The organism is Variovorax sp. PBL-E5, assembly GCF_901827185.1.
GTDB lineage: Bacteria > Pseudomonadota > Gammaproteobacteria > Burkholderiales > Burkholderiaceae_C > Variovorax.
On sequence record NZ_LR594671.1, the window covers coordinates 3,532,124 to 3,552,997 of the forward strand.

Sequence of the window (20,874 nt, forward strand, 5' to 3'; positions counted from 1 at the left end):
CGCGGCTTATCATATGATGATTGAAATTCGGCCTCGGCAGGACAAACCCTGATTCGTCGCGGTGCGATTTCACAACCATGGAGACATCGGATTGACATCGCTGGTCGCCATCGATTGGGGCACGAGTTCATTGCGCGGCGCGCTGCTCGATGGCAAGGGCCGCGTGGTCGAGGAACGCCACCATGCGCGCGGCATCCTCAGCGTGCCGGCCGGCGAATTCCCCGCCGTGTTCGAGTCCTTGTTCGGCGACTGGATGCAGCCCGCCGGCCGCTTGTGCCTGATCTCCGGCATGGCCGGCAGCCAGCAGGGCTGGGTCGAGGCGCCCTACTGCCCCTGCCCGGCCGGCCGGGTCGAGGTCGGCAGCCGGATCGTCGACATCGTGCCGGGCCGCATCGCGATCGTGCCGGGCCTCAGCGACATGCACGACGGCGTGCCCGACGTGATGCGCGGCGAAGAGGTGCAGATCCTCGGCGCCATGGCGATCACAGGCCTTGCCGACGGCCTGTTCGTGCTGCCCGGCACGCACAACAAGTGGGCCACGGTGAAGAAGGGCCGCGTGACGGGTTTCCGCACCTTCATGACCGGCGAGTTCTATGCGCTGCTGAGCCGGCATTCGATCCTCGCGCGCACGCTCGACGTGCAGGCACCGCTCGACGAAGCCGCATTCCTGCAGGGCGTGACGCAGGCCGACAACGGCCAGGGCCTGCTGCACAACGCATTCGGCGCGCGCACCCTCGCCTTGTTCGAGCGCATGTCGGCCGGCGAGCTGTCGAGCTATCTCTCCGGCCTGCTGATCGGCGAGGAGTTGCGCACGCAATCCACGCATGCAGGCGGCGAGCTGGTGCTGGTCGGCGCGCCCGCGCTGACCGAGCGCTACCTGCTGGCACTGCGTGCCTCCGGCGGCAGCGCACGCACGCTCGGCGCCGAGGCCACCTGGGCCGGGCTGCATGCGCTCTCGGCGTTCATCCCATCGAACAGAATCCGACCATGACCACCCCCTTCGACAAGTTCTCCGAGGCCATGCGGCAACTGCCGCTGGTCGCCATCCTGCGCGGCCTGACGCCGCCCGAAGCGCTGGCCGTCGGCGATGCGATCGTCGGCGCCGGCTTCCGGCTGCTCGAGGTGCCGCTCAATTCGCCGCAGCCGCTCGAGAGCATCGCGCGGCTGCACGAGCGCTTTCCGGCTGCGCTGGTCGGCGCCGGCACGGTGCTCGATGCACGGCAGGTGCGCGAGGTGCATGCGGCCGGCGGCGAGCTGATCGTGTCGCCCAACTTCGATGTCGAGGTCATCGCCGAAGCGAAGCGGCTCGGCCTCGTCGTGCTGCCTGGCGTGATGACGCCGACAGAAGCTTTCGGCGCGCTCGCGGCCGGTGCCACCGGACTCAAGCTGTTCCCGGCCGAGCTGGCGACGCCGGCGGTGGTGAAGGCGCTGCTCGCAGTGCTGCCGCCGGGCACGCCGCTGATGCCGGTCGGCGGCATCACGCCGCACAACATGGGCGACTGGCGCGCGGCAGGCGCGGCCGGCTTCGGCATCGGCTCGGCGCTCTACAAGCCGGGCAAGAGCGCAACGGCGGTGCGCGAAGCGGCGATGGAATTCGTCGCCGCGTTCCACGGCAGCGTGCGCAGCTGATGCGCGAGGTCGTCACCATGTCCGCCGAATCCCAATACGCCAGCCCCCGCGTGCGCGCCCTGCGCGAAGACCTTGCGCTGGCGCTGCGCGCGGCCTCGCACCACGGCCTGTCCGAAGGCGTGTGCAACCATTTCAGCGTCGCGCTGCCCGGTGCGCAGGACCGCTACCTGATCAACCCGCGCGGCCTGCACTGGAGCGAGATCGGAGCGGACGACATCGTGCTGATCGACGTGCACGGCGAGGTGCTCGCCGGCCGGCACCGCGTCGAACCCACGGCGCTGTTCATCCATGGCGCGGTGCATCGCCTCACCGGCCATGCGGTGGTGCTGCACTGCCACATGCCCTATGCGACCGCGCTCACGCTCACGGCCGATCGCGCGCTCGACCCGACGCTGAGCCAGAACGCGATGCGCTTCATGAACCGCATCGCGATCGACGCCGCATACAACGGACTCGCGCTCGACGATCGCGAAGGCGAGCGCATCGCCGGCGCGATGATCGGCAAGGACATCGCCTTCCTCGCCAATCACGGCGTGATCGTGGCCGGCGCGAACATCGCGCATGCCTACGACGATCTCTACTACCTCGAACGCGCCTGCCTGCACCAGGTGATCGCGCAATCCACCGGCCGGCCGCTGGCGCCGGTCGATGCCGAACTCGCAGCGCGCGTGGGCGCGCAGATCCAGGGCGAGCGCGAGCAGTCGGACCTGTTCTTCGAGGCGCTGCGGCGCCTGGTGCCGGCGCCGCGCTGAGCGGCGCCGCGCTGCGCCTTCAGACCCCGCCGACCACGGACCGCACCGCATCGGCCGCGGCAGCGATGCCTTGATCAGACAGATCGGGTGCGTCCACGCGCAGACGCGCAGGCCATGCCTGGAAATGACGCGCCTGCGAGCGCTCGTAGTGCGGGTCGTAGTGCAGCGCCATCAACTCGGCGAACAGATGCGGCAGGTCGCCCGTGCGCGCCCATGCCTGCCAGCGCTGCACCGTCTCCTTGCCCTGCAATTCCTTGAGCATGCCCAGCTGGCTGGCGAGCGCTTCGCGATCGTCGCCCAGGTAGGCATAGTCGCGCAGCAGGTAGGCAAGCCGCGCCTCGGGCGTAGCCACCACTTCGACACAGGGTGCCGCGCGCATGCGCGCCACCAGCGGCAGCGGCACCGAGAGGCGCCCGATGCGCGCGCTCTCGCCTTCGACATAGAGCGTGCGCGAAACATCGAGCGATTCGAGCACGCTGGCGATGCGCGTCTCGAAGCGCTTCTGCGAAGGCTGCGCAATGCCCGGCAACGCGCCGAGCAGCGAGCCCTTGTGGCTCGCGCAGTCTTCCAGGTCCAGCACCTGTTCGCCACGCGCGGCCAGCTGCGCGAGGATGCGCGTCTTCGCGCTGCCCGTCGCACCGCAAAGCACCTGCAATTTCAGTTGCGGAGAGAGCGCTTCGATCTGCGCCAGCACATGGTGGCGAAAGCTCTTGTAGCCGCCGGCCAGTTGCTGCGCATCCCAGCCGACCAGCCGCAGCCATGTGACCATCGAGCCGCTGCGCAGGCCGCCGCGCCAGCAATACACCAGCGGCTTCCAATTGGCGGGCCGGTCCGCGAAGCGCTCGCGCAGATGGCGGGCCAGGTTCGCCGCCACCATCGCCCCACCCACGCGCCGCGCCTCGAAGGCGCCCTGCTGCTTGTAGATCGTGCCGACGATCCGGCGCTCGTCGTCGTCGAGCACCGGGCAGTTGATCGCGCCCGGGATGTGGTCGAGCGCGAACTCGGCCGGCGAGCGCGCGTCGATCAACGTGTCGAAGGCATGCCGATCGGCCACGCGGACCGGCGGGCGATGCGTCACCGACATGCCGATGCGCGCGGCTGCGCCGAACCGCCCTGGCAGGCACAATTCCGGTCAGCCCCGCACGACACCCGAAAGCTCATCTTCATGGAATCCATCGCTCTCACACAGTTCTCGCATGGCGGCGGTTGCGGCTGCAAGATCGCACCCGGCCTGCTGGCGGAGATTTTGGCACGCGCGCCGCAAGGCCTGGTGCCGCCCGAACTGCTGGTCGGCACCGAGACCAGCGACGATGCCGCGGTCTACCGGCTCAACGACAGCCAGGCCCTGGTCGCGACCACCGACTTCTTCACGCCCATCGTCGACGACCCGCACGACTTCGGCCGCATCGCCGCGGCCAATGCGCTGTCGGACATCTATGCGATGGGCGGCACGCCGATCATGGCGCTGGCGCTGGTCGGCATGCCGATCGCCAAGCTGCCGCCGGAGGTCATCGGCCGCGTGCTCGAAGGCGGTGCCAGCATCTGCCGCGAAGCGGGCATCCCGATCGCGGGCGGTCACAGCATCGACGTGCTCGAACCGATCTACGGCCTGGTCGGGCTGGGCCTGGTGCATCCTCAGCACGTGCGGCGCAATGCGGATGCACGCGCCGGCGACCTGCTCGTGCTCGGCAAGCCGCTCGGTGTCGGCATCCTGTCGGCGGCGCTCAAGAAGGGCGTGCTCGATGCGGCCGGCTATGCCGAGATGATCCGCCACACCACGCAGCTCAACCGGGTCGGCATCGAACTCGCCGGCATCGGGGGCGTGCATGCGATGACCGATGTGACCGGCTTCGGGCTGGCCGGGCACCTGCTCGAGGTCTGCCGAGGTTCGAAGCTCTCGGCCGAACTGCGCCTCGCGGACTTGCCGATGATCGCGCGTGCCGTCGACTTCGCCAGGCAGGGCATCGTGACCGGCGCCTCGGCGCGCAACTGGCATGCGTATGGCGACCAGGTCCGGTGGCCTGCGGGCGCGCAGGAATGGCAGCGCGCGCTGCTGAGCGATCCTCAGACCAGCGGCGGCCTGCTGGTGAGTTGCAGCCCGGATGCACTGGCGTCCGTGCTCGGCGCGTTCCGTGCGGCCGGGTTCCGGGATGCCGCGGCGATCGGCGAACTCGGCGCGCCGACCGACGCTGGCACGACCCTCGGCTTTACCGCACGCTGAGCCTCAGCGGCCTTCCGCCGCGGCGCGGTCCGCGAGCTCCCGGATGCGCAAGTCAACCAGCGAACGCCAGCCCTTCAGCGCCGAACGCAGGCCGTACTTCGCTTCGACCTCCCGTTCGGCCTGGGCGCCGAAGCGCCGCCTCGCTTCGGAGGGCGGCCGCGGAATCTGCGCGCGCGGCTGCACCGGGCGGCGACTGCGAGGCGCGACCGCAGCGCGCTCGCCGGCGGCCCGTTCCGCCTCGAAGCGCGCGATCAGGCGGGCCGGGTCCTTCGCCAGCAGCAGGTATTCGCGCTCGCTGAGCGGGCGTCCGTTCGGGCTGCCGTACAGCGGCCAGTCGCGAACGTTGCCATGGAAGAGCTTCTGGTAGCAGCCGACGCCGACCACGAACAGCGCCCCGTCCTGGCTGACGACATGGAGCCGCCGGAAGACCGTGCGGCCGCAGCCCGGGGCCTGGCAGGCGAAACGCTTGCTCTGTGCAACTTCCACCACCGCAAGGAGTTTCTTCGTGTCCACGGCCCTGGCCTTTGCCCACAATGCGCTTGTAAAAGTATGTGGGCGATGCGGCCTTTTGTCCGCTGCACTTGTGGCTTAGGCCGGAAGAGGGGCATCGCCGCCGGCGCGGCACCGCTTCAGCCGATCACCTCCGGCCACTCGGTGTGGAAGAATTTTCCTTCGGGCTGGTCGATGCGCTCGTAGGTGTGGGCGCCGAAGAAGTCGCGCTGCGCCTGCAGCAGGTTGGCCGGCAGGCGCTCGGCACGGTAGCTGTCGTAGTAGGCCAGCGAGGCGCTGAAGGCCGGCACCGGAATGCCGTTGGAGACGGCCAGCGCCACCACCTCGCGCCAGCTCTGCTGGGTGCGGTTCAGCAGCTCCTTGAAGAAGGGGTCGAGCATCAGGTTGGCCAGCGCCGGCTGCTTGCGGTAGGCCTCGGTGATGCGGTTGAGGAAGCGCGCGCGGATGATGCAGCCGCCGCGCCAGATCGACGCGATGCCGCCGAAGTCGAGGCCCCAGTTCTTCTTCTCGCCCATGGTCTTGATGAGATCGAAGCCCTGCGTGTAGCTGATGACCTTCGACGCGTAGAGCGCATCGTGCACCTTGGCGACCAGCTCTTTCTTCACGCCGTCGAGCGCGGGCTTCGGCCCCTGCAGCACCTTGCTGGCCGCGACGCGCTGCTTCTTCTGCGACGACAGCACGCGCGCCTCGACGGCGGCATTGATGGTGCTGATGACGACCGCATTCTCGGCCGCGTTGATCAGCGTCCATTGGCCGGTGCCCTTCTGGCCGGCCTTGTCCAGGATCATGTCGACCAGCGGGCGGCCGGTCTGCGGATCCTTCTGTTCGAGCGCCTTGCCGGTGATCTGGATCAGGTAGCTCTGCAGCTCGCCCTCGTTCCATTCGTTGAAGATGGCCGCCATCTCGTCGGTCGTGAAACCGGCCGCCTGAAACAGGCTGTAGGCCTCGCAGATGAGCTGCATGTCGCCGTACTCGATGCCGTTGTGGATCATCTTCACGTAGTGGCCCGCACCGCCGGGACCGATGTGGATCACGCAGGGCTGGCCGTCGACCTTGGCCGCGATGCTCTCGAAGATCGGCTTCATCACCTCCCAGGTCGAGAGCGGGCCGCCCGGCATGATCGCCGGCCCCTTGCGCGCGCCCTCCTCGCCGCCCGACACGCCGGCGCCGACGAAGCGCAGGCCCTTGCTCGCGAGGTAGGCATCGCGGCGCTCGGTGTCGGTGTAGAGGCTGTTGCCGCCATCGATGACGATGTCGTCCTTCTCCAAGAGCGGGATCAGCTGCTCGATCACCTGGTCCACCGGCGCGCCGGCCTTGACCATGATCTGGATCTTGCGCGGCCGCGCGAGGCTCTGCACGAAGTCCTCCAGCGTGTCGCAGCCGACCAGCTGCTTGCCCGGATGCTTCGCGACGAATTCGTCCGTGGTCGCCGTGGTGCGGTTGAACACGCTGACCTGGAAGCCGCGGCTCTCCACGTTCAGCACCAGGTTCTGGCCCATCACGGCCAGGCCGATCAATCCGAAGTCGCTCTTCTTTGCGGTCATGGTTCGTTGCGCGCGGCGGCAGCTCGCGCTGTGGGTTGAAGGAGGCGTCCATTGTGCCGGGCACGGCCGGGCGATGCGACACCTCAGGGATACCCATGAGAGCCAGCGTGTCCGTAGCTTGCTATGGTGTCACGCACCCCTGCCCGCCCGAGCGTGCGGTGCATCGCGCCTCTGCGGCGCCATCAAGGAAACAAGCATGGACAACAACCGACGCAAGATCCTGTGGGCCGGTGCGGCCGCAACCATGGCGCCGCTCGCGCCGATGGCGTGGGCACAGGCCGGCAGCCTGAAGATCTCGCACCAGTTCCCCGGCGGCACGCTCACCGAAGGCGATTTCCGCGACCGCCTGTGCCGGCGCTTCGCGGCCGACATCGAGAAGCAGAGCAACGGCGCGCTCAAGGGCGTGGTCTATCCCGGCTCCTCGCTGATGAAGACCAACTCGCAGTTCTCGGCGCTGCGCAAGGGCGCGCTCGACATCGGCCTGGTGCCGCTTTCGTACGCGGGCGGCGAAGTCCCCGAGACCAACATCGGCCTGATGCCGGCCCTGGTGCCGAGCTACGAGGTCGGCGCGGCATGGAAGACCGGCGAGGTCGGCAAGCTGCTCACCAAGATGCTCGACGACAAGGGCATCATCGTGCTGAGCTGGATCTGGCAGGCCGGCGGCGTGGCCAGCCGCGCCGCGCCGCTGGTGGCGCCCGAAGATGCCAAGGGCCAGAAGGTGCGCGGCGGCAGCCGCGAGATGGACATGATGCTCAAGGCGGCCGGCGCCTCGGTGATCTCGCTGCCCTCCAACGAGATCTACGCCGCGATGCAGACCGGCGCGATGGACGCGGCGATGACCTCCTCCACCAGCTTCATCTCCTTCAAGCTCGAGGAGATCGCCAAGAACCTCACGACCGGGCGCAACAAGGCCTACTGGTTCATGTTCGAGCCGCTGTTGATGTCCAAGGACATCTTCGCCAGGCTGCCCAAGGCGCAGCAGGACATCATCGTGGCCGCCGGCGCCGCGCAGGAAAAATTCGCCACCGATGCCGCGCGCGCCGACGACAAGATCGCGGCCGATGTCTACACCAAGGCCGGCGCCAAGGTGTTCGATCTCGACGAGCCCACGATGCGCAAATGGCAGGCGATCGCGCGCGACACCGCATGGAAGGACTACGCCGCGCACAACGATTCCTGCAAGGCGCTGATGGCGGCTGCGCAGAAGCTCCTGTGAGTGCGGGCGTCGAACGCCGGCCCGCGCCGGCCGGCCTCGGCGCTGATGCGATCGACCCCGCGACGCCGCGCATGCTGATGCCGCTGGCGCGCGCGCTGCATGCGCTCAACCGCGTGCTGATGGGCATCGGCATGGTCGCGCTGCTGGCCGCGTCGGTGGTGCTGACCACCAGCGTGGTCTCGCGCTACTTCCTCAGGGCCTCGACCGACTGGCAGGACGAGGCGGCCGTGTTCCTGCTGGTCGGCGCGACCTTCACCTGCGGCGCCTTCGTGCAGTCGATCCGCGGCCACATCGGCATCGAGGCCGTGGTCGGCGTGCTGCCGGTCGCCGCGAACCGTTTGCGCATGGCGCTGGTCGATGTGTTCTGCCTCGCCTTCTGCGCCTTCTTCGCGTGGAAGTCGTGGACCCTGCTGCACGAGGCCTGGGTCGACGGCCAGACCACGTCCTCGTCGTGGGCGCCGCCGCTGTGGATTCCCTACGGGCTGATGTCGATCGGCATGACGCTGCTCACATTGCAGCTGCTGGTGCAGGCCTGCGCGAGCATCAACCGCCTTTCGGGCAAGGCACGGGCGCTCTGATGTCGATGCTTTCGCTCGGGCTCCTGTTCGGCGCCGTCACCCTGTTCGTGATGTTCTCGGGCGCACCGATCGCGTTCGCGCTCGGCGGCGTCGCGGTGCTGTTCATGGCTTTCTTCATGCCGGCCTCCTCGCTCGACACGGTGACGCAGAATGTCTACGAGGAGATGTCCAGCATCACGCTGCTGTCGATTCCGCTGTTCATCCTCAAGGGCGCGGCGATCGGGCGATCCCGCGCCGGCCAGGACCTGTATGCGGCGATGCACGTGTGGATGCACAAGGTGCCGGGCGGCCTGGGCATCGCCAATGTCTTCGCCTGCGCGCTGTTCGCGGCCATGGCCGGCTCGAGCCCCGCCACCTGCTCGGCCATCGGCAGCGCCGGCATCCCCGAGATGCGCAAGCGCGGCTACTCGCCCGGCTTCGCGGCCGGCATCATCGCGGCCGGCGGCACGCTCGGCATCCTGCTGCCGCCCTCGATCACGATGATCCTGTACGCGGTCGCGGCCGAGCAGTCGCTCGGGCGCCTGTTCCTGGCCGGCATCGGACCGGGGCTGCTGCTGGTGTCGCTGTTCGCGGCCTACGCCGTCGTCAACTACCGCAAGGAACATCGCCGCGCCGTGCTCGCCTTCGAGCGCGACGGCACGGCCTCGGCGCTGCTCGACGACGAGCACTTCACGCTGCGCCAGAAATTCGAGATGCTGCCGCGCGTGGTGCCCTTCGTGCTGCTCTTGATCGGCGTGATGGTCGCGCTCTACGGCGGCTTCGCGACGCCCTCGGAGACGGCCGGCCTCGGCGGCCTGCTGGCGCTGGTGCTGATCGCCGCGATCTACGGCGTCTGGCGCGTGCGCGACCTGGCGCCGATCCTCGGCCAGACGCTCAAGGAATCGACCATGCTGATGTTCATCATCGGCATGTCGCTCCTGTTCTCGTACGTGATGAGCTACCTGCACATCAGCCAGTCGACCGCGCAATGGATCGTCGGGCTGCATTCGTCGAAGTGGGTGCTGCTGGCCGCGATCCTGGTGCTGGTGATCGTGCTGGGCTTCTTCCTGCCGCCGGTCAGCATCATCCTGATGACGGCACCGATCTTCCTGCCGCCGCTGAAGTCGGCCGGCTTCGATCTGATCTGGTTCGGCGTGCTGATGACGATCGTGATGGAGACCGGCCTGATCCATCCGCCGGTCGGCCTCAACCTCTTCGTCATCAAGAACATCGCGCCCGACATCCCGCTCTCGGACATCGTCTGGGGCGTGCTGCCCTTCGTGGTGCTGATGCTGCTGGCGGTGGTGCTGATCTGCATCTTCCCGGGCATCTCGACCGTGCTGCCGGATCTCGTGATGGGGCCGGTGCCGGGCACGTCCTGAACCGACGCGTCCACAATCGCGCATGGCCGCCGCGCACGACCCCTTCCCCCTGCTGCGAACCCTCGTTCTCGCGACGGCCGCGATGCTCGCCTTCGCCGCCAACTCGCTGCTGTGCCGGCTCGCGCTGCAGCATGGCGGCATCGATCCGGCGAGCTTCGGCAGCATCCGGCTGGTCTCGGGCGCGATCACGCTGGCCGTCGTCGTGCGCCTTCGATCGGCACCGCCCTCCGGCCGCGCGAGCTGGCTCGCCGCGGCCATGCTGTTCGCCTACGTCGCGTTCTTCTCCTTCGCCTATGTCAGCCTGCCCGCGGGCACCGGCGCGCTGATCCTGTTCGGCGCGGTTCAGGTCACGATGCTCGGCGCCGGCCTGCGCGCCGGCGAACGCTTCGGGCCGGCCGGATGGTTCGGCCTGGTGCTGGCGATCGCGGGGCTGGCCTACCTGGTGTCGCCCGGCATCGCCGCGCCGCCGCTGCTGGGCGCCGCGTGGATGGCGATCGCCGGCGTGGCCTGGGGCGTCTACTCGCTGCTCGGGCGCGGCGTGGCCGATCCGCTGGCGGCGACCGCACGGAACTTCGTGCGCGCCGCGCCCTTCGCGCTCGTGCTGAGCATCGTCTTCGCCGCCGGCGCGCATGCCGATCGCGCCGGCATCGCGCTGGCCATCGCATCCGGCGCCCTCAGCTCCGGCATCGGCTACGTGATCTGGTATGCGGCGCTGCCGCGGCTGTCCGCGATGCGGGCCGCGACGCTGCAGTTGTCGGTGCCGTTGATCGCGGCGTTCGGCGGCGTGCTCTTTCTGTCGGAAGCGATCACGCCTCGGCTGGCGGTGGCGTGCGTGATGATTCTCGGCGGGATTGCATTGGTGTTGACGGGCAAGGCGCGGACGTAGCGGCATTCACCCCGCGCTGACGTACCCGCTACAGATCGAGCACCAGCACCGGCGACAACGCCCGCGAGACGCAGATCATCATCGACTTGCCCGCATCCCGCTGTTCCTGCGACAGCACATAGTCGCGGTGCTCGACCTGGCCTTCGCAGACCGCCGTCTCGCAGGTGCCGCACAGACCTTCACGGCATGAGAAAGGCAGGTTCATGCCATCGGCTTCCAGCACTTCGAGAATGCTGCGGTCCGCGGGCACGGTCAGCGATTTGCCACTGCGCCGCAGCTCGACGCGGAAGGCACCGGCCGGCACCGCATCAGCGGCCGGTGTGGCGGGCGCGGTGAAGTATTCGAAATGCACCCGCGATGCCGGCCGGTGCGCGGCATGGTCCTGCACCGCCTGCATCAACGGCTGCGGCCCGCAGCAGTAGACGTGCTCGCCGGCGCCCTCGCCCGCCAGCCATTCGCGCACGTCGAGCACCGTGCCCGCGAGGTCGTCGAAGTGGAAGTGCACGCGCTCACCGTATGCACGCAGCGTTTCGTAGAAGGCGGTGCGCTGACCGTTGCGCGCCGCATAGACCAGCCGCCACGGCCTGGCCTGCGCCTCGCACCAGCGGATCATCGCCATCATCGGCGTCACGCCGATGCCGCCGGCGATGAACAGGTAGCTGTCGGCCTTCGGATCGAGCGCGAAGTTGTTGCGCGGCGCGCTCACCGCCAGCGGCATGCCGCGGCGCACCGACTGGTGCACGAAGGCCGAGCCGCCGCGCCCGTTGGCCGCGCGGCCGACGCCGACCACGTAGCGGTCGCGCTCGCGCCAGTCGTTGGTCAGCGAGTAGTGGCGCACCAGGCCGTTCGGCAGATCGATCTCGAGGTGCGCGCCGGGCTCGAAGGGCGGCAGCGCCGCGCCGTCCGGCGCCTTGAGCTCGACCAGCACCACGTCGCGCGCCTCGGCCTGGACATCGGTGACCTGCAGCAGCTGCCGGCCGTTGGACAGCGCGGGCATCGCCGATGCCATCAGGCCGCGACGGGCGCCGACGGGCTGCGCTCTTCCTGCAGCCGCTGGCTCAGCGTCCAGCGGAAGTGCGACAGCGGCGCATCGGCGGCGATCGCCAGCAGCTTGAGATCCGGGTCGCGGTCGAACAGCTTCTGCTGCGCCTCGATGATGGCCTTGTCCTCCATGAAGCCCTCGCGCAGGCTGTTGCACAGCGACAGCGCGATGTTGGGATCGTCGAGGTCGAAGTTGTGCAGGTAGTTCCAGAAGAAGTGCGTGCTGCGGCGCGTCTCGGGCGTCATGAACTGGCAGTTGCGGTACTGCCGCGCGCCGTCGATGTGGCCCTTCTCGGCGCCGGTGCCCGCGGGCGCGAACATCGATTCGAGGAAGAAGATGCCGGGCACGTGCATGTGGCCGATGTTGCGGCGGTCGACCTTGGCCGTCTTGTCGGGGATCACCTTCTGGTGGAAGGGCGGCGAGTCGCTGTTCATGTGCCAGCGCTCGACGCGAAAGCCGTTGGGCAGGCGCTCGATGTTCAGCGGCTTGGTCTGGTAGGCGTATTCCTCCGAGCCGCCGAGCGTCTTGGTGTGGACGAAAGCCAGGTGCGCGAAGTCGCTCAGGTTGTCGACGATCAGGAGCCAGTTGGCGTCGTAATGCATGTACGCGGGCAGGCCCTTCCAGCCCGGCTCGTGCAGCGGCGGGTAGTCGATGATGAGCGCAGGGTCGGCCTTGTCCGCATCGCCCATCCAGATCCACACCAGATGGTCGCGCTCGACCACCGGATAGCTCCTCACGCCGAGCTTCGGCGGGATCATGTCCTGTCCCGGGATCTGGATGCACTTGCCCGAGGGCTCGAACTTCATGCCGTGGTACATGCAGCGGATGCAGTCGCCTTCGATGCGGCCCATCGACAACGGCGCGCCGCGATGGCAGCAACGGTCGTCCAGCGCCACGACCTTGCCGCTCTCGCCCTTGTAGATCACGACCGGCTTCTCGAGGAGGGTGCGTGCGAGCCTGGTGCCGTCGATCAGCTCGTGGTCCCACGCGGCCACGTACCAGCAGTTCTTCAGGAAGATGTCATCGGTGTCTGTCGTCATGGAAGGTCTCCTCAATGGGCTTTCAGCTTAGCGATGCGGGTGCGCGCGATAAATCACCCGGGGCCGAACAAACTGTTCGGATCGCTGGACAATGACGCCATGAACTGGGATGACTACGACGTGTTCTGCCACGTCATCGAACACGGCGGCTTCTCGGCCGCGGCACGCGCGATGGACCGCCCCAAGTCGACCGTGAGCGCATCGATCGGCCGGCTGGAGACCGAACTGGGCACGCGCCTGCTCGAGCGCACCACGCGCCAGGTGCGCCTCACCGAGCCCGGCGAGACGCTCTACCAGAGCATCGGCGTGCTCTTCACCGGCCTGCGCGAGGCCCGCACCGACGCGCTGGCCCAGGGCGAGGTGGTGGCCGGCACGCTGCGCATCGCGACGCCCTACGAGTTCGGCGCCCATCACATCGGCCCGGTCGCCTGCAGCCTGATGGCGCGCTATCCGCAGCTCAAGGTCCGCATCGATGTCGAGCACCACGCGGTCAATCCGCTGGAGCACCGCTACGACATTGCGTTCGCGATGCTCGACGCCGGGCTGCCGGCATCGAGCGTGGTGCAGCGGCGCATGTTCACGCTCGAACGCGGCGTGTTCGCTTCGCCCGAATTGCTGCAGCGCCTGGGCGAGCCCGTGCTGCCGCAGGATCTGAGTTCGCTGCCGCTCCTGTGCGGCTCGGCCGACACCAAGTGGACCTTCACCGCCGCCGACGGCACCAGCGAGGCCGTGCCGACGCCGACCTCGCGCCTCAACAGCGGCAACGCCGACGTGCGGCTGCAGGCGGCCATCGCGGGGCTCGGGGTGGCGCGCATCACCGCGACCTTCTGCGAACAGGCGGTGCGGGCGGGCAAGCTGCGGCGGCTGCTGACCAACTACACCTGTGCGCCGCTGCGGGTCTATGCGTTGCTGCCGGGAAAGCGGCTGATGCCGGCGAAGGTGCGGATGTTCCTGGATGCGCTGGGCGAGCAGGCCGGGATCGAGATCTGAGGCTTTGCGCCCTCTCCCGGAAAGAAAAAAGAAAGCCCTTCTACTTCTGCAACTTCCAGGCGCCGTCCACGATCCGCACCAGCACCTGCGACCGCTGATCCGATCCGTTGTGATTGGTCTCGCTCATGCTGAACACAGCCTCGGGCGTGACCACCTCCTTCATCGATTCCAGCGCATCGCGCAGCGCCGTCCGAAACTCCACCGTCCCGGGCTTGGCCTTCTTCAGCGCCTGCGGCACCGCGGCTTCGAGCCACATCACGGCCGTCCATGCCGAAGCACCGAAGAGCGAACGCGAGCCGGCGCCGTTCGCTGCCTCGTAGCGCTTGACGTAGTCGAGCGCGGGCTTCTTCAGCACCGACGAATCCGGCAGCTGCTCGGCCACCAGCACCGGCCCGACCGTCATGTAGCCGCCCTCCACGCCCTTGCCGCCGACACGCAGGAACTCCGCGTTGGCCACGCCTTGCGTCTGATAGATCGGCCCCTTGAAGCCGCGCTTGGACAATTCGATCGGCGGCAGCGCGCCCGGCGTGCCCGAGCTCATCACGTACACCGCATCGGGCTGCGCCGACAGCAGGCGCAGCGTCTGCGAGGTGACCGAGGTGTCGGTCTGGTTGTAGCGCTCGACGGCCACCACCTGAATGCCCTTGGCCGGTGCCATCTTCTCCAGCGTCTTGGTGTAGCCCTCGCCGAAGCTGGTGGCCAGCGCGATCACGCCGACCTTCTTCACGCCCTGCGCCACCATGTGATCGAGCGCGAGGCTGACCGCGATCGATTCGGGCGGTGCCATGCGGAAGGCCCAGCGGCGCGGACCGTCCGGCGGGTCGATGATGGCGCCGCCGCCGGCCAGCGAGATCATCGGCGTCCTGGCCTGCGCTGCAATGTCGAGTGCCGACAGCGAGGTCGGCGTGAGCGAGGGGCCGACGATCACGTCGACCTTGTTCTCCGATGTCAGCTTGGTCGCGTTCTTGGCCGCGGTCGTGGTGTCGGATTCGTCGTTGAGGATCGTGACGTTGAGCTTCTGCCCCGCGATCTCGGTGGGCCAGAGCCTGGTGGTGTTGGCCTCCGGAATGCCGAGCGTCGCGCCGGGGCCGGTGGTCGAGACCATCACGCCGACGTTGATGTCGGCGTGCGCGGCGAGCGCGAAGGCCATCGCGGCCGCGAGGGCTGCCAGCTTGGGGATCGATGTCATGGTGATGTCTCCTTTTGGATTGAAACGCGGGGAAAAACTGGGGTCTGAGACGATGGCGTTCAACGCGCCGCCACGGTGCCGAGGTAGGTCTCGACCACGCGCGGATCGCCGGCCAGCTCGGCGGCCGGCCCTTCGAGCACGATCTCGCCCATCTCGAGCACATAGCCGTAGTCGGCGACCGCGAGCGCGGCGCGTGCGTTCTGCTCGACCAGCAGCAGCGTGACGCCGGTGGCGCGCAGGCTGTCGATGGTGCGGAACATCTCCTGCACCACCAGCGGCGCGAGGCCGAGGCTGGGTTCGTCGAGCATCAGCAGCGCGGGCTCCGACATCAGCGCGCGGCCGAGCGCGAGCATCTGCCGCTCGCCGCCCGACAGCGTGCCGGCGAGCTGCACGCGGCGCTCCTTGAGGCGCGGGAACAGCGCGTAGACCTTGTCGAGCGCCTCGTCCATTCCGGCGCGGCCCTGATGCCGCTGCCGCCATGCGCCCAGGCGCAGGTTGTCTTCCACCGGCATGCTGCCGAACAGCGCGCGCGTCTCGGGCACCAGCGCGATGCCGCGCATCACGCGTTCTTCGAGCGGCAGCTCGCCGATCGGCTCACCGTCGTGGCGCACCTCGCCGCGCATCGGCACCACGCCCATCAGCGCCTTCAGCAGCGTCGACTTGCCCGCGCCGTTGGGGCCGATGACGGTGACCACGCGTCCCGCATCGGCGCGCAGGTCGAGGCCGTGCAGCACTTCGGCGCGGCCGTAGCCGGCGTGCAGGTCGCTGACCCGGAGCATCTCGCGAGAGGTGTCTGTCGTCATGCTCATCAAGTGCCCAGGTAGGCCGTGCGAACGGCGGGGTCGGCCTGCACCTCCGCCGGCGTGCCTTCGGTCAGCTTGGTGCCGAACTCCATCACCACGATGCGGTCGGTCACGTCCATCACGAGGTCCATGTCGTGTTCGACCAGCAGGATGCTCAGCCCCTCGCTGCGCAATTGCCGCAGCACATCGGCCAGTGCCCGCTTCTCCTTGTGGCGCAGGCCGGCCGCGGGTTCGTCGAGCAGCAGCAGGATCGGGTCGGCGCACAACGCGCGCGCGATCTCCATCAGCCGCTGCTGGCCCATCGCGAGATTGCCGGCCTGCTCGTGCATGCAGTCGGCGATGCCGATGCGGCGCAGTTGCAGCTCGGCCTCGCGGAAGAGGCGACGTTCCTCCGCGCGGTCCAGCCGCAGCATCGCGCCGAGCGGGCCCGCATGGCCGCGCAGGTGAGCGCCGAGCGCCACGTTTTCGAGCACCGTCATGCCGGGCAGCATCTTCACGTGCTGGAAGGTGCGCGCCACGCCGCGCCGCGCGATCTCGCGCGACGGCAGGCCGCGGATCGGCGCACCGCACAGGCTGATCTCGCCGGAGCTCAGCCGCAGCACGCCGGTCAGCAGGTTGAAGGTGGTGGACTTGCCGGCGCCGTTGGGGCCGATCAGCCCGAGGATCTCGCCGGCGCGCACCTGCAGGCTGACGTCGTTGACGGCCACCAGCCCGCCGAACTGCTTGCGCACGGCGCGCGCATCGAGCACCACCTCGCCGCGTGCCGGCCGCTCGCGCGCGGGCAGCGGCGGCGCATCGGCCCAGTCGCGCCGGCGTTGCAGGCGCGGCAGCCGCGCCTCGACCGCGGCCCAGAGGCCATCGCGCCCATAGCGCAGCGCCACGACCAGCAACGCGCCGAACAGCACCGTTTCGTAGTTGTTGGTCACGCCGAGCAGGCGCGGCATCCATTGCTGCAGCTGGTCTTCGAGGATCTTCACCACGGCCGCACCGGCCAGCGCGCCCCACACATGGCCGACGCCGCCGACCACCGCCATGAAGAGGTACTCGATACCCATGTTCAGGCCGAAGGGCGACGGGTTGACCGTGCGCTGGAAGTACGCGAACAGCCAGCCCGACACGCTCGCCAGCAGCGCCGCCAGCACGAAGGCCATCACCTTCACGCGGAAGGTGTCGACCCCCATCGCCTCGGCCATGGTGGTGCCGTTGCGCACCGCGCGCAACGCGCGGCCCATGCGCGAGTCGAGCAGGTGCGTGGTCATCACCGCGGCCACGATCACCAGCGCCCACAGCAGGTAGAAGAAGTGCCTGCGGTTCTCCAGCGGGAAGCCGAAGATGCTGACCAGGGGCACGCCGGTCAGCCCGTCGAACTTGCCCAGTGCATCCAGGTTGCCGAGCAGGTAGTAAAGACTCAGGCACCAGGCGATGGTGGCGAGCGGCAGGTAATGGCCCGACATGCGCAGCGTCACCCAGCCGAGAATCAGCGCACCCACTGCGGTCACCGCGAGGCCTGCTGCCAGCGTGAGCCACGGCGACAGGCCGTACTTGAGTGCGAGATACGCCGCCGTATAGGCACCGAGACCGACAAAGGCCGACTGGCCGAACGAGATCAGCCCGGCCACGCCCGTGAGCAGCACGAGCCCGATCGCGACCAGCGTGTAGAGGCCGATGTAGTTGGCCTGCGTGATCCAGAACTCGGGCACGGGCAATTGCGGCAAGAGTGCCAGCGCGAGCACGAACAGCAGGAGGACGACGCGACGCAAGGTCATTCCTCCTCCTCGTCCGGCCCATGCTTGAAGCTGCGCCACAGCAGCACCGGCAGGATCAGCGTGAACACGATCACTTCCTTGAAGGAGCTGGCCCAGAAGGAGCCGAAGGATTCCAGCAGGCCGACGAAGAGCGCACCGAGCGCGGCGCCCGGATAGCTCGCGAGGCCGCCGAAGATCGCGGCGACGAAGCCCTTCAGGCCGATCAGGAAGCCGGTGTCGTAGGCCATCGTGGTGGTCGGTGCGATCAGCAGGCCGGCCAGCGCGCCGATGAAGGCGGCGAGCGTGAAGCTCAGCCGGCCGGCACCGACCGTCGAGATGCCCATCAGCCGCGCGCCCAGCCGGTTGACGGCCGTCGCGCGCAGCGCCTTGCCGCGCAAGGTGCGCTCGAAGAAGAGCCAGAGACCGACCATCAGCGCGATCGAGACCATGAAGATGATCACCGCCTGCCCCGACAGCAGCACGGCGCCGAAGCGAAAGTCCGTGTCCCAGAAGCTCGGTGCGCGAAAGCCCTCGGCGCCGAAGAAGCCGAGGCCGAGCCCGGTCATCGCGAAGTGCACGCCGACCGAGACGATCAGCAGCACCAGCACGCTCGCGTCGGCGACCTTCTCGTAGGCCACGCGGTACAGCAGCGGCCCGAGCGGCGTGACGATGGCCAGCGTCAGCAGGCTCTGCAGCATCAGCGGCATCTGCTGCGCCGCGGCCCAGAGGCTGATCAGCACCACCGGCAGCGGCACCGCGAGCGGCTGGAGGAAAGCGCTGGCCACGCGGGCCGCGCTGCGGCGATGGCGCAGCGCGTCGACGCCGTCGAGCGCCGACACCCCGAGCGCCAGCGCCAGCAGCAGCCAGACCGTGCCCGGCACGCGGCCGAGCTGCAGCATGGCGAGCGTCAGTGCACCGTAGGTGGCGAACTCGCCCTGCGGCACCAGGATCACGCGCGTGACCGCGAACACCAGCACGATGGCCAGCGCGAGAAGTGCATAGATCGCGCCGTTGCTGCTGCCGTCGAGCAGCAGGATGCCGGCGATGGACAGGTCCATGGGCCGGCCGCGTCAGACCAGCGAGGCCGCGTCGATGCGGCCGCGCCGCAGGACGCTGGTGAACAGCATGCGTTCCAGCGCCTCCTTCGGCTCGAAGGCGCGGGCGTCGCGCGCGCAGGCGACGCGCACCTCGTCGGTGAGCGGCACGTTGGGGCCGCGCAGGCTGTCGGCCATCACCTGCACCTCGCAGGCGCGCTGCAGCGTCCACATCCAGCGGAAGGCATTGAAGACATTGCCGCCGGTGACCAGCATGCCGTGGTTGCGCAGGATCATCACGCGCCTGGCGCCCAGGCTCGCGACCAGGCGCGGGCCTTCGTCGTCGTGCACGGTGATGCCCTCGAAATCGTGATAGGCCACGTCGCCGAACAGCTCGGCGCCGTAGAAGTCGTCATGCCCCAGGCCCTCGCGCTTGCACGCGATCGCCATGCCAGCCGTGGTGTGGGTGTGCATCACGCAATGCGCGTCGGGCCGCGCCGCATGCACGGCGCTGTGGATCACGAAGCCCGCGCGATTGACATGGTGCGGCGTCGGCTCGAGCGGCACGCCGTCGTGGCCGACCTTGACGAGGTTGCGCGCGCTGACCTCTTCGTAGTTGAGGCCGAAAGGATTGATCAGGAAGGCGGGCCGGTCGCCGGGCAACCGCACCGTGATGTGATTGAACACCAGCTCGGTCCAACCCAGCTGGTCGAAGACGCGGTAGCACGCCGCGAGCTCGACGCGCGCCTGCCATTCCTGGGGGTGCATGCCCTCGGGGCACAGCGCCTGGGCCTGGCCCACGATGTCTGTTTGCATGAAAGCGAGGTCTCCTCTGAACGCGACGGCTCTTGGGCGAAAGTCCCGACCGTCTGTGAAATGCCGGGCCCAGCTTAGTCAAGCGGGTGCGTTCGATAAATCACCTGCGGCCGAACAAACTGTTCGGATTCCTGGCCAATCGGGAAATAACTGAAACGCGGCGAACGGGCGTGCCATCTAATGGCGAAACAAGCCATGCACAACGCCGCCCCCCAACCCACCACCGCCGATCCGGGCAATGCCTCGGACCTCGAACTCGCGCGCCGCGCTGCCGGCGGCGACACGCCGGCCTTCGAGTGCATCATGCGGCGCCACAACCAGTTGCTGTTCCGCACCGCGCGCAGCATTCTCAAGACCGACGAGGAGACCGAGGACGCGCTGCAGGACGCCTACCTGAGCGCCTGGCGCGCGATCGGCAGCTTCCGCGAGGACGCGCGGCTTTCGACCTGGCTGGCGCGCATCGTCATCAACGAATCGCTCGGGCGCCTGCGCCGCCGCGGCGCGCAGGTGATCCCGCTCGATACCGCCATCGATTCGAGCGGCGAGTCCGCCGAGTCCTCGGTCGCGGACGACCCCGACCGCCAACCGGAGCGACTCGCCATGCGCGAAGAAATTCGCCAGCTGATGGAGCGCCGCATCGACCGGCTGCCCGACATGTACCGCACCGTGTTCATGCTGCGCGCGGTCCAGGAGATGAGCGTCGCCGAAACCGCCATCGCGCTGGAATTGCCCGAAGCCACCGTGCGCACCCGCTTCTTCCGCGCCCGCAGCCTGCTGCGCGAAGGCCTGTCGCGCGACTTCGACCTCGCGGTCGGGGACGCATTCTCTTTCGACGGCGCGCGCTGCGATCGCATCGTGGCGCGCGTGCTGGCGACGCTTTCCGCCGAGCGGGGATCCCCCCGCCCCTGATACCCCTTATTTCACCCACGAGGAAAACAACCATGTCCTTCTTTCAGATGCCCACGCCCGTCGCCGCGCGACGCCTGTTCCTCGGCAAGTCCGGGCTCGTGCTGTCGGGCGCCGCAGTCGCGCTGCTGGCCGGCAACGAGGCGCTGGCGGCCAAGGCCGGCGGCGGCAGCGCCCATGACGTGCAGATTCTCAACACCGCGCTCGGTGCGGAGCTCGAAGCCATCGCGGCCTACCAGCTCGGCGCCGAAAGCAAGCTGCTCGAAAAGCCGGTGCTCGACCTCGCGGTGACCTTCCAGGGCCACCACAAGGAACATGCCGACCTGCTCGCCAAGACGGTCGCCAAGCTCGGCGGCAAGGCGGTCATCGCAAAGGCCGACTATCACTTCCCGGCCGACCAGCTGAAGTCGCAGGCCGACGTGCTGCGCTTCGCGGCCAAGCTCGAACAGGGTGCCGTGAGCGCCTACCTGGGCGCCGTGCCGTTGTTCGGCAACCGCGACCTCGCCAAGGCCGCGGCCAGCATCCTCGGCGACGAAGCCATGCATTGGGCGGTGCTGCGCCAGGCCCTCGGCGAAGCGCCGGTTCCTTCGGCCTTCATGTCGTGAAGTTGCG

At 68.7% G+C, this 20,874-nt stretch carries 21 protein-coding genes; 11 read left to right on the forward strand and 10 right to left on the reverse strand.

The window, feature by feature from the left end:
• Positions 1-91 precede the first annotated feature (91 nt).
• Genes WDLP6_RS17170 through WDLP6_RS17180 form a run of 3 tightly spaced genes read left to right on the forward strand, consistent with a single transcriptional unit; the run spans position 92 to position 2,381 of the window.
• Positions 92-991, forward strand: coding sequence for a 2-dehydro-3-deoxygalactonokinase (locus tag WDLP6_RS17170; protein ID WP_162568313.1), 900 nt, complete (start codon positions 92-94; stop codon positions 989-991).
• Positions 988-1,629 carry a 2-dehydro-3-deoxy-6-phosphogalactonate aldolase gene (locus WDLP6_RS17175; protein ID WP_162593322.1) on the forward strand — a complete coding sequence of 214 codons (642 nt, stop codon included), beginning with the start codon at positions 988-990 and terminating at the stop codon, positions 1,627-1,629. Before WDLP6_RS17170 ends, WDLP6_RS17175 begins: the two co-directional genes overlap by 4 nt.
• A 17-nt stretch (positions 1,630-1,646) precedes the next feature.
• Positions 1,647-2,381 (forward strand): aldolase, encoded by a 735-nt coding sequence (locus WDLP6_RS17180; protein ID WP_162593323.1) that lies wholly within the window; start codon positions 1,647-1,649, stop codon positions 2,379-2,381.
• 19 nt (positions 2,382-2,400) lie between these two features.
• Here the strand turns inward: WDLP6_RS17180 and mnmH are convergent, their stop codons facing one another.
• Positions 2,401-3,465, reverse strand: coding sequence for a tRNA 2-selenouridine(34) synthase MnmH (gene mnmH / locus WDLP6_RS17185; protein ID WP_443083413.1), 1,065 nt, complete (start codon positions 3,463-3,465; stop codon positions 2,401-2,403).
• A gap of 81 nt (positions 3,466-3,546) precedes the next feature.
• Here mnmH and selD point away from each other — a divergent pair, with 81 nt between their 5' ends.
• Positions 3,547-4,602, forward strand: coding sequence for a selenide, water dikinase SelD (gene selD, locus WDLP6_RS17190; RefSeq protein WP_162593324.1), 1,056 nt, complete (start codon positions 3,547-3,549; stop codon positions 4,600-4,602).
• Between the two features lie 3 nt (positions 4,603-4,605).
• Here selD and WDLP6_RS17195 read toward each other — a convergent pair whose 3' ends face one another.
• Together WDLP6_RS17195 and gnd are read right to left on the reverse strand one after the other, a co-directional pair.
• A complete protein-coding gene (locus WDLP6_RS17195) occupies positions 4,606-5,115 on the reverse strand; it encodes a hypothetical protein (RefSeq protein WP_162593325.1) in 510 nt (169 codons plus the stop codon).
• A 116-nt stretch (positions 5,116-5,231) separates the two neighbouring features.
• Positions 5,232-6,656 carry a decarboxylating NADP(+)-dependent phosphogluconate dehydrogenase gene (gene gnd / locus WDLP6_RS17200; protein ID WP_162593326.1) on the reverse strand — a complete coding sequence of 475 codons (1,425 nt, stop codon included), beginning with the start codon at positions 6,654-6,656 and terminating at the stop codon, positions 5,232-5,234.
• A gap of 196 nt (positions 6,657-6,852) precedes the next feature.
• Between gnd and dctP the strand changes: the two genes are divergently transcribed.
• From dctP to WDLP6_RS17220, 4 genes are read left to right on the forward strand one after another with little or no spacing between them, the layout of a single operon-like run.
• A complete protein-coding gene (gene dctP, locus WDLP6_RS17205) occupies positions 6,853-7,872 on the forward strand; it encodes a TRAP transporter substrate-binding protein DctP (protein WP_162593327.1) in 1,020 nt (339 codons plus the stop codon).
• Complete coding sequence (locus tag WDLP6_RS17210) at positions 7,869-8,450, forward strand: TRAP transporter small permease (protein ID WP_443083414.1); 582 nt, start codon at positions 7,869-7,871, stop codon at positions 8,448-8,450. Before dctP ends, WDLP6_RS17210 begins: the two co-directional genes overlap by 4 nt.
• A complete protein-coding gene (locus WDLP6_RS17215; protein ID WP_162593328.1) occupies positions 8,450-9,811 on the forward strand; it encodes a TRAP transporter large permease in 1,362 nt (453 codons plus the stop codon). The genes WDLP6_RS17210 and WDLP6_RS17215 overlap by 1 nt, the downstream gene beginning before the upstream one ends.
• Before the next feature lie 22 nt (positions 9,812-9,833).
• Positions 9,834-10,697, forward strand: a complete 864-nt coding sequence (locus tag WDLP6_RS17220) for a DMT family transporter (RefSeq protein WP_162593329.1) — start codon at positions 9,834-9,836, stop codon at positions 10,695-10,697.
• Between the two features lie 28 nt (positions 10,698-10,725).
• Here the strand turns inward: WDLP6_RS17220 and WDLP6_RS17225 are convergent, their stop codons facing one another.
• Positions 10,726-11,694, reverse strand: coding sequence for a PDR/VanB family oxidoreductase (locus tag WDLP6_RS17225; RefSeq protein WP_162593330.1), 969 nt, complete (start codon positions 11,692-11,694; stop codon positions 10,726-10,728).
• 11 nt (positions 11,695-11,705) lie between these two features.
• Positions 11,706-12,779: an aromatic ring-hydroxylating dioxygenase subunit alpha gene (locus WDLP6_RS17230; RefSeq protein WP_162593331.1), complete on the reverse strand. Its 1,074-nt coding sequence runs from the start codon at positions 12,777-12,779 to the stop codon at positions 11,706-11,708.
• 99 nt (positions 12,780-12,878) lie between these two features.
• On the opposite strand from WDLP6_RS17230, the gene WDLP6_RS17235 reads away from it, so the two are divergent.
• Positions 12,879-13,769: a LysR family transcriptional regulator gene (locus WDLP6_RS17235; RefSeq protein ID WP_162593332.1), complete on the forward strand. Its 891-nt coding sequence runs from the start codon at positions 12,879-12,881 to the stop codon at positions 13,767-13,769.
• 40 nt (positions 13,770-13,809) lie between these two features.
• Here WDLP6_RS17235 and WDLP6_RS17240 read toward each other — a convergent pair whose 3' ends face one another.
• From WDLP6_RS17240 to WDLP6_RS17260, 5 genes are read right to left on the reverse strand one after another with little or no spacing between them, the layout of a single operon-like run.
• Complete coding sequence (locus WDLP6_RS17240; RefSeq protein ID WP_162593333.1) at positions 13,810-14,958, reverse strand: ABC transporter substrate-binding protein; 1,149 nt, start codon at positions 14,956-14,958, stop codon at positions 13,810-13,812.
• 59 nt (positions 14,959-15,017) lie between these two features.
• Positions 15,018-15,761 carry an ABC transporter ATP-binding protein gene (locus tag WDLP6_RS17245; RefSeq protein WP_162593334.1) on the reverse strand — a complete coding sequence of 248 codons (744 nt, stop codon included), beginning with the start codon at positions 15,759-15,761 and terminating at the stop codon, positions 15,018-15,020.
• 5 nt (positions 15,762-15,766) lie between these two features.
• Complete coding sequence (locus tag WDLP6_RS17250; RefSeq protein WP_162593335.1) at positions 15,767-17,527, reverse strand: branched-chain amino acid ABC transporter ATP-binding protein/permease; 1,761 nt, start codon at positions 17,525-17,527, stop codon at positions 15,767-15,769.
• Positions 17,524-18,564 (reverse strand): branched-chain amino acid ABC transporter permease, encoded by a 1,041-nt coding sequence (locus WDLP6_RS17255; RefSeq protein ID WP_162593336.1) that lies wholly within the window; start codon positions 18,562-18,564, stop codon positions 17,524-17,526. Before WDLP6_RS17255 ends, WDLP6_RS17250 begins: the two co-directional genes overlap by 4 nt.
• Before the next feature lie 12 nt (positions 18,565-18,576).
• Positions 18,577-19,356, reverse strand: coding sequence for a class II aldolase/adducin family protein (locus tag WDLP6_RS17260; RefSeq protein ID WP_162593337.1), 780 nt, complete (start codon positions 19,354-19,356; stop codon positions 18,577-18,579).
• Positions 19,357-19,551: 195 nt separating this feature from the next.
• On the opposite strand from WDLP6_RS17260, the gene WDLP6_RS17265 reads away from it, so the two are divergent.
• Both WDLP6_RS17265 and WDLP6_RS17270 read left to right on the forward strand, forming a co-directional pair.
• A complete protein-coding gene (locus WDLP6_RS17265; RefSeq protein ID WP_162593338.1) occupies positions 19,552-20,265 on the forward strand; it encodes an RNA polymerase sigma factor in 714 nt (237 codons plus the stop codon).
• A 32-nt stretch (positions 20,266-20,297) separates the two neighbouring features.
• Positions 20,298-20,867 carry a ferritin-like domain-containing protein gene (locus WDLP6_RS17270; RefSeq protein ID WP_162568341.1) on the forward strand — a complete coding sequence of 190 codons (570 nt, stop codon included), beginning with the start codon at positions 20,298-20,300 and terminating at the stop codon, positions 20,865-20,867.
• The last annotated feature ends 7 nt before the right edge of the window (positions 20,868-20,874 follow it).

Coding starts and splice junctions, on each gene's coding strand:
- WDLP6_RS17250 (WP_162593335.1), bottom strand. CDS start 17,527: ATGACCTTGCGTCGCGTCGTCCTCCTGCTGTTCGTGCTCGCGCTGGCA.
- mnmH (WP_443083413.1), bottom strand. CDS start 3,465: ATGTCGGTGACGCATCGCCCGCCGGTCCGCGTGGCCGATCGGCATGCC.
- WDLP6_RS17260 (WP_162593337.1), bottom strand. CDS start 19,356: ATGCAAACAGACATCGTGGGCCAGGCCCAGGCGCTGTGCCCCGAGGGC.
- dctP (WP_162593327.1), top strand. CDS start 6,853: ATGGACAACAACCGACGCAAGATCCTGTGGGCCGGTGCGGCCGCAACC.
- WDLP6_RS17245 (WP_162593334.1), bottom strand. CDS start 15,761: ATGACGACAGACACCTCTCGCGAGATGCTCCGGGTCAGCGACCTGCAC.
- WDLP6_RS17255 (WP_162593336.1), bottom strand. CDS start 18,564: ATGGACCTGTCCATCGCCGGCATCCTGCTGCTCGACGGCAGCAGCAAC.
- WDLP6_RS17265 (WP_162593338.1), top strand. CDS start 19,552: ATGCACAACGCCGCCCCCCAACCCACCACCGCCGATCCGGGCAATGCC.
- WDLP6_RS17180 (WP_162593323.1), top strand. CDS start 1,647: ATGTCCGCCGAATCCCAATACGCCAGCCCCCGCGTGCGCGCCCTGCGC.
- WDLP6_RS17175 (WP_162593322.1), top strand. CDS start 988: ATGACCACCCCCTTCGACAAGTTCTCCGAGGCCATGCGGCAACTGCCG.
- WDLP6_RS17220 (WP_162593329.1), top strand. CDS start 9,834: ATGGCCGCCGCGCACGACCCCTTCCCCCTGCTGCGAACCCTCGTTCTC.
- WDLP6_RS17225 (WP_162593330.1), bottom strand. CDS start 11,694: ATGCCCGCGCTGTCCAACGGCCGGCAGCTGCTGCAGGTCACCGATGTC.
- WDLP6_RS17240 (WP_162593333.1), bottom strand. CDS start 14,958: ATGACATCGATCCCCAAGCTGGCAGCCCTCGCGGCCGCGATGGCCTTC.
- WDLP6_RS17235 (WP_162593332.1), top strand. CDS start 12,879: ATGAACTGGGATGACTACGACGTGTTCTGCCACGTCATCGAACACGGC.
- WDLP6_RS17270 (WP_162568341.1), top strand. CDS start 20,298: ATGTCCTTCTTTCAGATGCCCACGCCCGTCGCCGCGCGACGCCTGTTC.
- gnd (WP_162593326.1), bottom strand. CDS start 6,656: ATGACCGCAAAGAAGAGCGACTTCGGATTGATCGGCCTGGCCGTGATG.
- WDLP6_RS17215 (WP_162593328.1), top strand. CDS start 8,450: ATGTCGATGCTTTCGCTCGGGCTCCTGTTCGGCGCCGTCACCCTGTTC.
- WDLP6_RS17230 (WP_162593331.1), bottom strand. CDS start 12,779: ATGACGACAGACACCGATGACATCTTCCTGAAGAACTGCTGGTACGTG.
- selD (WP_162593324.1), top strand. CDS start 3,547: ATGGAATCCATCGCTCTCACACAGTTCTCGCATGGCGGCGGTTGCGGC.